Origin of the sequence: Variovorax sp. PAMC28562, from assembly GCF_014303735.1 — a bacterium.
Lineage (GTDB): Bacteria > Pseudomonadota > Gammaproteobacteria > Burkholderiales > Burkholderiaceae_C > Variovorax.
Map to the genome: position 1 here is coordinate 1,961,392 of NZ_CP060296.1, position 11,909 is coordinate 1,973,300.

An 11,909-nucleotide genomic window follows, 5' to 3' on the forward strand; every position below is an offset into this window, starting at 1 on the left:
TGCCTCAACGTTTGCGGGACCAGCCGCTGAAAACACGACCCAGCAGGCCACGTTTGGGTTCGTCGTCGTTTGACGTCAAAGCCACTGAATCAAGTGCCGTGCCCGATGCGGTCACAGCCAGTTGTCCGAGGTTTTCAAAGACATAACGACGTGGCTCGATGCGGAAGCCCATGACCTTTTCGGCCTGCGCGATGACGCGCATGGCGAGCAGCGAATCGCCGCCCAGATCGAAGAACGTGTCGCTTGCACGGATGTCGTTGACGTCGATGCCGAGGGCGCTGGCCCAGACCTGTGCGAGATGCGCCTGCTCAGGCAGCAGCAGGTCAGGAGCAGGCCGTGCGCGTGATTCGGCGGCGCGCTGGGCGTCGGCGATCATCGCGGCTGCACTGCTCGGTGCCAGGCGGCGCAGGTATGTCGCGCTGGCCGAACCTTCGGACGAGGCCAGTGACTCCAGCGTGCTGTCCGGGTGTTCCGATACGCGGCGCAGGAGTTCGGCATAGCGTTCGTTGAAAGCGTCCCCGGTCTCGTGGCGGTACACGTCGGCGTTGTAGACGATCGCGCCTTCGAGGCAATCGCCCTTGTCCATCAGCCACATGCCGAGGTCGTCGGTGGCGCCGCGCTGCAACAGGTGCATCTGGCGATAGGCCAGACCACCGATTTCGCGCGGCCGCTCACGTGCATCCTGGAACGAGAAGAGACCTTGGTACAACCCGACGCGTTGCGCACGTTCGGCAAATTCAGGTTCGGTCACGAGGCGTTCGAATGGCACCTCCTGATGATTCATGACCGACAGCAATTCCTGCTTGATGTAGCGCATGAAATCGCCGAAAGGCAACGATCGATCGATCTGGAACGACAGCGGCAGCGTGTTGTTGAAAAAACCCATCACCGATTCGGTCTCGGGCGCTTCTCGGCCTCGCACCGGCGTCGCGATGACGATGGAACGCGTGTCGATCACGTCACTCATCATCAGCACGTAGACGCCGAGCGTGAGCATGCTCAACGTGACGTCCTGGTTGCGACCGATGTCGCGCAGGCGCGATGTCAGCGCCTTGTCGATCTGGATCCAGTGCGTGCCACCTTCGCCGCTCATGCCGGCCTTGCGCGGCATGTCGGTGCGCGGTGCCTTGGGCAACGGCGCGCTCGCAAAGCGCTGCTTCCAGTAGCGCAGGTGCGCATGGAAATCGGGCTGCTGCAGCCAGTGCGCGTACCAATCGGCGTAGTCGCCGTGGTTGATGGGCACCGGCGGCAGGCCGTGCGGGATGCCCTTCGTCATGGCGCCGTAAATCGCGTTCAGCTCGGTCTGCAGGATGTCGAAAGACCAGCCGTCCCAGATCAGGTGGTGCGGCACGAAGACGAACACATGGTCGTCATCCGTCAGCTTGTACAACGCTGCGTTGAAGAGCGGCGCTCGATGGATGTCCATCGGCCGGTCGGCCAGTTCCTGCATGCGTGCGGCCAGCTCGGCCTCACGCTGCTCAGCAGGGATGGCACCCAGGTCGATCACCGGCAGCTCGTAGCCGATGTCGTCGATGATGGTTTCGACCGGCGCGTTCGTTTCCGGGTCGATGCCGATCTGCGTGCGCATTGCGGGCTGGCGACGAATGATCTCGCCGAGCGCTGCTTTGAAGCGGCCCACATCGAGCGCGCCACCCAGGCGGTGCGCCGACGGTGCGTTGTAGACAGGACGGCCCGGGTGCATCTCCTCGATGAAGCGGATGCGCTCCTGCATCGGTGTCAGCGGCGCGCTGCGACGATTTGCGACATGAACGATCGGCTCGCGGCGCGGCGCACCCGAACTGACGATCGCTTCGACCGCTTCGTTCAGTCGTTCCGCCGTCGGCGCTTCGAACAAGGTGCGCAGCGGGATCGTGATGTCGAACTCGCGACTGAGCAAAGTTGCGAGCCGCGCGGCCAGCAACGAATGCCCGCCCAGCGCGAAGAAGTCGTCGCGAATGCCGAGGCCTGGGAGGTTCAAGACCTTTTCCATCACCTCGAGCACGCGGCGTTCGCCGTCGTTGCGTGGCGCCACGCGTTCTGCTGCGTCGTGTTGCGGAGCTTCGGGTTTGGGCAGCGCCTTGCGGTCGACCTTGCCGTTGGGCAACAGCGGCAGGGCGTCGAGCACCACCACGTGCTGCGGCACCATGTATTGCGGCAGGCGGACACGCAGGTTGCGGTCCAGTTCGGCCAGGTCGATCGATGCGCCCGGCGACGTCGCCAGGTAGGCCACCAGACGCACGTCGCCCGGCTGGTCTTCGCGCGTGATGACCACGCTGCGTGCGACGCCGGCGGCCTCGTCGCAGCGCGCTTCGATCTCACCGAGTTCGATGCGGTAGCCGCGGACCTTTACCTGGAAGTCGAAGCGGCCCATGTGTTCGAGCAGGCCGTCGTTGCGCCAGCGACCGCGGTCGCCGGTGCGGTACATCGTGCCCTCGGTGCCGCCGAGCAGATGCGAGACGAACTTTTCCGCCGTCAGTTCGGGCCGGTCGAGGTAGCCGAGCGTCACGCCCTTGCCGCCGATGCAGATTTCACCGGGGATGCCGACGGGGCAGGGCTGGCCTTGCGCATCGACGATCCATACCGTGGTGTTGGCGATCGGCTTGCCGATCGACACGCTGCGGCCGGCCAAGCCTGCCGCAGTCACGCGCCAGAGCGTCGACCACACGGTGGTCTCGGTCGGGCCATACATGTTCCAGACTTCGCCGCAGCGCAGCAGCATTTCTTGCGCGAGGTCGGCAGGCAGGCTCTCGCCACCGACCAGCGCGCGGAAGCCGCGTGGGCCTTGCCATTGCGCATCGACCAGCAAGCGCCACATGCCGGGCGTGGCCTGCATCATGGTTGCGCCGGTGGCGTCGAGGAGTGCGGCCAGCGCGTTGCCGTCCATGGCGGTTTCGCGCGGCACCATCACGACTTCGGCGCCGGCGATCAGCGGCAGCATCAGCTCGAGCACGGCGATGTCGAACGACAGCGTGGTTACGGCGGCGAGCTTGTCGTCAGCCGTGATCGAGGGCTCGCGCCGCATGCTCTGCAAGAAGTTGGCGACCGCGCCGTGCGGCACGCAAACGCCCTTCGGCTTGCCGGTCGAGCCCGACGTGTAGATCACATAGGCCGGGTCTTCAGGCAAGGCGTCTTTGGCGCTCGGCGTCAGCGCCTCGCCCGGCAGATCGAGCCACGAGGTGTCGCTGTCGATCTCGAACAGACGATCGCCTGCATCGGCGCACCACGCGCGCGGCGCGGCTTCGGTTTGCGAGTCGGTCACCAGCAGCGCGAGCTTGGCGTCTTCGGCGTAGTAGTCGAGCCGCGCCTTCGGAAATTCAGGATCGAGCGGGATGTAGGTGGCGCCCGACTTCAGAATGGCCAGTACGGCGACGACCATGTCGGCGCTTCGGTTCAGGCACAAGCCGACGTGCTGGCCGCGCTGCACGCCACGAGCGCGTAGCGCGTGCGCCATGCGGCTGGACCGCTGGTCGAGTTCGGCGTATGTCCACTCCGTCACGCCTGCGCGCAACGCGGCGCGTGTCGGTTGCTGAGCCGCCTGCGCGACGAAGCCTGCGTGCATGAGCGCCGGACCCGACACCGGCGTTGCAGCGGGCTGCAACGCGCGTAGCACAGCCGCTTCGGTCGCCGGCAGCATGTTCATGCGAGCCAGGCCTTGCGAAGGGTCTTGCACCGCCGAGCGCATCAGGCACTCGTACATCGCAAGCCAGCGGCGCACGGTCTGCTCGTCGAACAGGTCGGCGTTGTATTGGGTCTCGACCTGCATGCCGCCGGTGACGGGCGTCACGTTCAGGAACAGCTCGAAGTTTTCGAAGCGGCGCGCCACGCTGCTCGCCTGCGCCTCGAGGCCCGGGAAGGTGCCGTTGCCCGGTGCTGCGTCGCGGTCGACGTTGAAGAGCACGTTGACCAGCGGCAGCCGGCTCGGGTCGCGCGGCACGGGAAGCTTCTTGAGCAACGTGCCATAGGTCAGCGACTGGTGCTCGAAAGCGTCGAGCAGCGCGGTACCGGACTGGCGCACCAGTGCATGGAACGGCAACTGTCCGTCGACTGCCACGCGCATGGGCAGCAAGTTGACGCAGTGCCCGACCAGCGTCGGCATATCGGCGGCCATTTGCCCGGCAGCGGCAATGCCGATGACCAGATCATCTTGTTCGGTCAGGCGGTGCAGCAGTGTGGCGAAGGCGCCGAACATCGTCGCGAACAGGCTGGTGCCCGATGCTGCGCCGACCTTGCGGAGTGCGTCGACGAGTTCGCGGTCGAGCAGGTGATCGATGCGCTGCGAGGTGAAGGTGCGCACCGCAGCGCGCGGATGGTCGACGGGCAATTCGAGCACGGGCAGCGTGCTGCCGCCAAAGCGCGAGAGCCAGTAGTCGACGTGGTCCTGCATCGCAGGGCTGGCCGTTTCGGCCGCTTCCCATGCGGTGTAGTCGGCGTATTGCGCCGCGGCCTCCAGGGCCGGCCCTTCGCCGATTTGTTCGGCATACAGCTGGCCGAGTTCATCGGTGATCACGCCCCACGACCAGCCGTCGCAGACCGCGTGGTGCGCGGTCATCAAGAGCACGTTGTCGATCGGCGAAAGCCGGTACAGCGCTGCGCGGAAAAGTGGACCTTCTTCGAGGGAGAACGGCTCCGTGACTGCGGCGACGCACTCTTCGTCGAGCGACTTCGCCTGCGCCTTGGCATCCAGATGCGCCAGGTCGTGCTCGCTCATCGAGAGCGGAGTAGCTTCGCCGATCAGCAATTGCGTGCCGTCCGGCGAGATCGTTGCCCGCAGTGAGTCGTGACGTGCGATCAGGCTGTCGAGCGTGGCAGCGAGTGCGCGCGTGTCCAGCACACCGCGCAGGCGCAGCTTGACTGCTTCGTTGTACGCCAGCGAGGCCTGCTGGCTCAACTTGTCGCCGAGCCACACTTCGCGCTGCGCTTCGGTGGTCGAGACGATCTGCGCGATCGCGCCGCCTGCAAAGGGATCGAATTCGGCTGCAGCGGATGCGGCTGGTGGGACTTCCATGTCGGGGACTTCCATCACTGCGCTGCTCATGCCTGAATCTTCATGAATTTTCCGTGGGCGGCCGGGTCTGGCACGAACCAGGCGGGCTGGCCGTCTTTGTCGCGGCCGAGGCGTGCGTTGGGCACGGGCGGATGGGCGGCATCGAAGCTCGATTCGGCCGTCACGCGGCGCGGCAGGAACTCCGCCTCCTGCATCTCCGCGACCGATTCCTTGAAGGCCGACTTGATGCGCGCGATGTCTTCGTGCGAATGCGCCGTCGTCATGAAGCACGGGAAATTGTCGAGGATGTGCACGCCGCGGCTGCGCATCATGGCGAACATCAAATCCTGGAACGGGTGGTCTTCGAGCCAGCTGATGCGCCAGAGCGAGGTGAAGTAACGAATCTCGAGCGGCGCGCCGACCTCGCGGCAGAAGGCGGTGAGCTCGTCTGCCATCGCGGCGGTGTGCAGATTGAGCTGCGTCTGCAGGCCTTCGCCCGATTCCTTCAGATGATCGAGCGATGCCTTGCAAGCAGCCAGTGCCAGCGGATGGCGCACGAAGGTGCCGGCGAAGTAGGTGACGCCCACGGTCGGGATCGAGTCGTCGCCGTACTGCCAGGCGCCGCCGTCGAGCGAGTCCATGTACTCGCGCTTGCCGGCGACCACGCCGACCGGGAAGCCGCCGCCGATGACCTTGCCGTAGGAAGCAAGGTCGGCGCGAATGCCGAAGATGGCCTGGCAACCGCCGAGGTGTGAACGGAAGCCGGTAATGACCTCGTCGAAGATCAGGCAGGTCTTCGATTTCTCCGTGATGGCGCGCACCTCGCGCAGGAAGTCGCGCGGCTGGAAGTCGGGGCGACGGCTCTGCACCGGCTCCACCAGCACGGCGGCCAGGTCGTCGGCGTTGTTCCGAATGAATTCGAGTGCTTCGGGCGTGCCGTAGTCGAGCACGCGCACGTCGCCGAACATGCCGCGCATGATTCCCGGCGCGGCAGGCATGCCCTTGGCCTCGCGCCCGGCACGCACCAGCACTTCGTCGAAGGTGCCGTGGTAGGAGCCGGTGAACACTACGACGGTGTTGCGACCCGTCACGGTGCGTGCGATGCGAATGGCGGCCATCACGGCTTCGGAGCCGGTGTTGCACAGTGCTGCACGGTCGTGGCCGGTGAGTTCGCAGATGGTGCGCGACACGTCGGCAGCCAATGGATGCTGCGGGCCGATTTCGTAGCCGAGGTCGAGTTGCTTCCTCACCGCGTCGTTCACGAAGTCGGGCTGCCAGCCGAACAGGTTCATGCCGAAGCCGCTCAGCACGTCGACGTATTGGTTGCCGTCGATGTCCCAGAACTGAGAACCCTTGGAACGCTCGACCACGATCTGATAGACCATTTCCTTGGTCGCCGGACGGAAGCCGTTGACCACACGCGGGTCGGCCATCACAGGCCGGTTGGCTTCGGTGAAAGCCTTGCTCTTGGCGGTGCGCTCGGTGTAGCGGCGGATGAACGACGCCAGCCGTGCCTTTTGCCGGTCGGTCGGCTCCTTGTACTGCGTGTGGATACGGGCGATGGCGCCGAACGCTTTCTTGACGTCGTACTTCATCGTGCCTTCGGTCTCGGCCGATGGCGTTTCAGAAGCGATGGTTGGGACAGGTATCGCAACGACGGGCGCCGCCGCTGCAACCTGCGCCACTGCGGCGGGTGCTGCCGACATGGCTGACATCGCGACCGGCGTGGGCAATGAAGGCGTGGCCGACAACAAGGCCAGCTGTTGCTGCATCAGCTGCATCTGTTGCGCGATGACCTGCTGAACGAGCGTGCCGGTCGCCGAGTCCATGGCGATGGGAGCGACAGGTGCGGCGTACGTCATGGCGACGGACACGGGCTGCGCCACCACCGCAACGGCTGCGACGGGAGCAGGGACCGCAACCGGTGTCGCGATCGGATCGGGCGGTAGCGTGGCGTCGAGGTACGCGGCCAACGAATCGAATGTCCGGTAGCTCTCCATCAACTGCCTGAAGCTTAGATTTGTCTTGAACTGCTTCTTGACCTGGAGGGCGGCCTGCGTGAGCGTTAACGAATCGAAACCCATTTCGACGAAAGGCGTCGAGCCGTCGGCGCCGGCCATGTCGATACCCGAGATGTCCTCGAACAGAGCTTGCAAACCAAGGGTCAGGTTGCTGCGTCGCGGGGGCGCCGTGAGAGCTGTGGAAGCGGCGGTGGTCATGGACGACTCCGGTAAGGCAATTGAAGAAGGAGGAATAGACGGAATGGCGGAAGCAGTGGGCTCGATGTCGACCCAGAAGCGCTTGCGCTCGAAGGGGTAGGTCGGCAACAGCAGACGGTGCTTGCGATTGCGCGTGTCGAGCTGGTCGAGCGCGATGTCGGCACCGAGCGTCCAGAGTCGGCCAGCGGCCAGCCGCCACGCGTCGCGTTCTTTTTCGGGTCGGTCGCCGAGCGAGGACAACGCGGAGGCGGGCAGTGCTTTGCTGGCGTGCTGGCGTACCAGCGTCGCCAGCGTGTTGCGGGGACCGATCTCGACGAACACGGCTTCCGGTATTTGTGCCAGCACCGCTTGCACTGCCGGCGAAAAGCGCACGGTCTCGCGAAGATGACGTGCCCAGTAGTGCGGATCGATGGCTTCCTCGGGCTTCAACAAGGCGCCCGTCAAGGTCGAGTAGATCGGTATCGTGGGCGCCGACAGCACGATGCCGTGCACCAGGGCTTCGAACGGCGCCACAGCCCGATCCATCATGGCGGAGTGGAACGCGTGCGAGGTCTGGAGCAGCTTGGCGGCGACGCCATCTGCTTCGAGTTGTGTGCGCAGGCGTTCGATTTCGTCGGTGGGCCCGGCCACCACGCTGGCGGTCGGTCCGTTGTCGGCGGCCAACGAGAGGCCGGCGGGCAAGCGCGCCTGCATTTGGACGGCTGACAGGCGAACCGAGAGCATCGACCCCGATGGCAAGGCTTGCATCAAAGCGCCGCGCTCCGCGACGAGGCGGGCAGCGTCTTGCAGTCGCATGACGCCGGCCAGCACCGCGGCCACGAACTCGCCCACGCTGTGACCCATCAATGCGACCGGCGTGACCTGCAGCGCCATGAGTTGTCGGGCGAGCGCGTATTCCAGAACGAAGGTGGCCGGCTGCGTAACCGACGTCGGCGCCAGTGCCGCGATGTCGACCGAGAACATGCGTTCGCGCAGATCGAAGGGCAGCACGTCACCGAACGCGGCAAGGCATTCGTCGAACGCGGCGCGGAAAACCGGCTCCGCCGCATACAGGGTGCTGCCCATGCCGGCGTACTGCGCGCCTTGGCCTGGAAACATGAAGACCGGTTGCGGCACGCGGGCGCCTGTCGCGCCGGTGACGTGCATCGGCGCCTCGACCGCGCGCAGAGCCGTCACCGCTTGTGTCGTAGACGATGCCACGACGCAGCCGCGCTGCGCAAACGCCTTTCGACCGACGCGCAGGGTGTGCGCCACGTCGGCGAGCGACAGGCCCGGATGGGCTTCGAGGTGGTCGGCCAATCGGGCACTGGCGGAAGCAAGCGCTGCTGGCGAGCGGGCCGAGAGCACCAGCAACTGCGGCGCATTCGTGGCGTCCGATGGAAGCCGAAGCGGCGCTTCTTCCGCGATCACATGGGCGTTGGTGCCACCGACGCCGAATGAGCTGACGCCCGCCCGGCGGGGCTGATCGCCGCGGGGCCAGGCCTGCAGGCGATCGGCCACGCGGAATGGTGTTGCGCCGAAGTCGATCGCGGGATTCGGCGCATCGAAATGAATCGAAGGCGGAATGCATTCGCCTTGCAGCGCCAGCGCGGTCTTGATCAGGCCGGCCGCCCCCGAAGCCGCGACGATGTGACCGATATTGCTTTTGAGAGAGCCAACGGCGCAGAAACCGGTGTCTGTGGTCTGGGCGCCATAGGCTTTGGTCAGCGCTGCGATCTCGATCGGGTCGCCCATCGGCGTCGCGGTGCCGTGTGCCTCGACATACGAAATGCTGCGCGCGTCGACGCCCGCCGAGGCCAGCGCAGCGGTGATCACGCGGGCCTGACCGTCCACGCTCGGTGCCGTGAAGCTCGCTTTGACGCCGCCATCGTTGTTGACGGCCGTGCCGCGCAGCACGGCGTACACGGTATCGCCATCAGCCAGTGCGGCCGACAGTCGCTTGAGAAGCACCACGGCCGCGCCGTCGCTGAACACGGTGCCTTGGGCCCCGGCGGAAAAGCTGCGCGTGTGGCCGTCGGGCGACAGCATCGCGCCGTCTTCATGAAGATAGCCACTGCGGGGCGGCGAAGTGATGGAAGCGGCACCTGCCAGGGCCATGTCGCAGTCGCCGTTGCGGATCGCAGAAAACGCCTGCGCAATCGCGACCAGGGAGGTCGAGCAGGCTGAATGAACGCTGATGGCGGGGCCGGTCAGGTTGAGCCGGTGCGCCACGCGGGTGGCGATGTAGTCCTTGTCGTTGCCCAGCATTACCTGGAAGTCGCCGACCTGCTCGATCAGGTCCGGACGCGGCATCACATGGCGGTGCAGGTAGGTGCTGCCGTACATGCCGGCAAACACGCCCACGGTGCCGGGCGCATTGTCGGGCGCATAGCCGGCCCGCTCGACGCACTCCCAGCACAGCTCCAGAAAGATGCGTTGCTGCGGGTCCATCAGCGCAGCTTCTTTCGGGTTGATGCCGAAAAAGGCGGCATCGAACATCTCGGTATCGGCGATCACGCCACGCGCCTTGACATAGGCCGGGTCGGTGCGCAGTTCGGCGCTCACGCTCGGGTCCAGCGTGGCGTCGTCGAAAAAGGTGATGGTCTCGCGGCCAGCGCAGAGGTTGTCCCAGAACTGTTCGATGTCGGCCGCGCCGGGGAAGCGTCCCGCCATGCCGATGATGGCGACGGGTTCCAGACCGCTGCCAGTGCGCTCGACACGGGCCCCGGCGACACCGGGTGACACGGCCGCGGGTGCCGTCGGTGCGAGCAACAGTCGAACCAGCGCGCGCGGCGTCGGGTCGGCAAAGAAGTCGGTCACGCCCAGCGTGCGCTGACCCGCGCCCTGCAGCATGACCAGTGCACGGGTCACCAGCAGCGAGGTGCCGCCAAGTTCGAAAAAGTTGTCCGCAAGGCCGGTCTGGTCGATCTCCAGCACTTCGGTGAACACCTGGCACACCCGTTCTTCGAGCGCAGTCGATGGCGCTTGATAAGGCGTCGCGAGCTCGGGGCGTTCGCGCGGGGGCGCAGGCAGAGCGCGGCGATCGAGCTTGCCGTTTTCGGTGATGGGCAACATGGGCAGCTCGACGAAGGCGGCCGGCAGCATGAACTGCGGAAGATCCTTGGCGAGGTGGCTGCGGAGTTCGGACGCCGGAACATGCCCTGCAGCCATCACGACATAAGCCACCAGCCGCGGTTCGCCATCGGCATGGTCGGCGCGAGCCAGCACAGCGCACTCTCTGACGCCCGGATGCCCGAGCAACAGGTTCTCAATCTCGCCGGTCTCGATGCGAAAGCCCCGGATCTTGACCTGATGGTCCATGCGACCCAGGCATTCGATATCCCCATCGGGATGGCGTTTTCCGAGGTCGCCGGAACGGTAGGCGCGCAAGGTTTCGCCAGTGGCCGGGTCGGTCCAGTCGATGAATCGCTGCGCCGTCAGGTCGGGGCGTCGGAGGTAGCCGTTGGTCACGCCGGGACCGCTGACGACGATCTCACCGATGTCGCCATCGGCCACCGGTTGCAACTGTTCGTTCAGCAGGTCGATGCGCAGATCGGGAATCGGGCAGCCGATCATGCTGCCGCGGCGCAGTTCGAGGTCTTGCCAGCTCACCGGACGATAGCTGACGTGGACGGTGGTTTCGGTAATGCCGTACATGTTGACCATGACGGGCGCTGTGTCGCCATGGCGCTCGTACCACGGGCGCAGCATTTCGAAGGAGAGAGGTTCGCCCGCGAAAATCACGTAGCGCAAATGGAGCGCGTCCGGTGCAAGCGCGGCGCGCCGGTCGGCTTCGATCAACGGCCTGAAAGCCGATGGCGTCTGATTCAGGACCGTGACCTGTTCGCGCACCAGCAATGCGAGAAAGTCGTCGGGCGAGCGCGTTGTCAGATAGGGCACCACGACCAGTCGGCCTCCGTAGCTGAGCGATCCCCAGATTTCCCAAACGGACACGTCGAAGGCGTGGGAGTGAAAGAGCGGCCACACGTCTTCGGGCCCGAAGTCGTACCAGGCATCGGTCGCATCGAAAAGCCGGGTGACGTTCAGGTGCGTGACCAGGCAGCCCTTGGGCCGGCCAGTCGAACCCGAGGTGTAGATCACATAGGCCAGCGCATCGGGGTCGGCCGTGCCGACGTTGCTGCTGTCCTCGTTTGCCGCACTGCCGTCGTCCACCAGGAACACCGGCGCCGACGACGCCGGCATGGCGGCCGCACTGGCCGCGGTGGTCAGCATCGCCACCGGTTGCGCGTCACCAACCGTGAAATCGAGCCGCTCCATCGGATATTCGAGATCGATCGGAAGGTAGGCGCTGCCGGATTTCAAGATTGCGAGCAGTCCGACCACCATGTCGATGGAACGCTCCATGCCGATGGCTATCAGTTTGTTGCGACCTGCTCCGGCGCGCTGCAGACGTCGCGCCAGCTGGTTGGAGCGGCTGTTGAGCTCTTCGTAAGTGATCGATACGCCGTTACAAGATACAGCCACCGTCTTCGGGTTCGCCGCCGCGCGCAACGCGATGCGTTGGTGTACCGGTATGAAAGCTGTCATCGAAGGTCCTTTGGCCCCGTCCTGATCAGTGCATAAACAAGATCAGAACCGTTACTCACTTAATTACAAAGCACTCACTCTTGCCCACTGACACCATCCTGCCGAGAGACCAAGTCGGTTACCACCGGCCAAACGACATGTTCAACGGCCTATTTCTTGAGCACGAACGCGGCAACACT

Annotated in this window: 2 protein-coding genes; both read right to left on the reverse strand. The window is 65.3% G+C overall.

Features of this window, described 5'->3' with window-relative positions:
- Positions 1-4: 4 nt before the first annotated feature.
- A complete protein-coding gene (locus H7F36_RS09315; RefSeq protein ID WP_261802551.1) occupies positions 5-5,035 on the reverse strand; it encodes a non-ribosomal peptide synthetase in 5,031 nt (1,676 codons plus the stop codon).
- Positions 5,032-11,730, reverse strand: a complete 6,699-nt coding sequence (locus H7F36_RS09320) for a polyketide synthase (protein WP_187054400.1) — start codon at positions 11,728-11,730, stop codon at positions 5,032-5,034. The genes H7F36_RS09315 and H7F36_RS09320 overlap by 4 nt, the downstream gene beginning before the upstream one ends.
- Positions 11,731-11,909: the final 179 nt, after the last annotated feature.

Coding starts and splice junctions, on each gene's coding strand:
- H7F36_RS09315 (WP_261802551.1), bottom strand. CDS start 5,035: ATGAGCAGCGCAGTGATGGAAGTCCCCGACATGGAAGTCCCACCAGCC.
- H7F36_RS09320 (WP_187054400.1), bottom strand. CDS start 11,730: ATGACAGCTTTCATACCGGTACACCAACGCATCGCGTTGCGCGCGGCG.